The organism is Tessaracoccus sp. OH4464_COT-324 (assembly GCF_003932855.1).
Taxonomy (GTDB): Bacteria; Actinomycetota; Actinomycetes; order Propionibacteriales; family Propionibacteriaceae; genus Arachnia.
In genome coordinates this window covers 1-484 of the sequence record NZ_RQYZ01000091.1, presented here as the reverse complement: position 1 = coordinate 484, position 484 = coordinate 1, and the positions used below count along the sequence as shown (strand labels likewise).

Annotated in this window: 1 protein-coding gene; it reads right to left on the bottom strand. The window is 59.9% G+C overall.

The genetic code is table 11. From position 1 onward, the window contains the following. Positions 1 to 121 precede the first annotated feature (121 nt). Positions 122 to 484: hypothetical protein (locus EII42_RS13145; RefSeq protein WP_158676527.1), on the bottom strand; the 363-nt coding region annotated here is incomplete at its 5' end.

Below are 484 nucleotides of genomic sequence, written 5' to 3'. Positions count from 1 at the left end.
ATCGGGAGAAGCTGGCCGCAGCACAACCACCACCAGCAACCCCACCAACACCGCCAACAACCCGCCGACGACACCCAACCACAACCCCGAAGCCCCACGCATCAACCAAACTCTGCCAGCATCACCTAGTGGCCAACAAATGATCCACCAACTCATCCATCATCGCCACGATCTCCTGCTCCGTGAACCTGCCAAGAGCCGACCGCATCGCGATCAGGGTGTCCTCCGCATAAGCCACACACTCCGGATTCTTACCAGTCTTCGCCGTCCCGCAAGTCAGCCGCCCCACGTGATGCACATCCTCCCACGCCGCCAAATAGCGGTTGAATTCATCAGGCAACGTGAGACTCTTCATCTCTAGCTTCAGCACCCGGCCCTGCTCGCCGCCCTCCTCATAGGCCACCCCAGCACCACGATCACGAACGATGCCGTAATCCTGATAATTCAGCGCCCAACCCCGCAACGTCTCCGGGAACCGCCAATC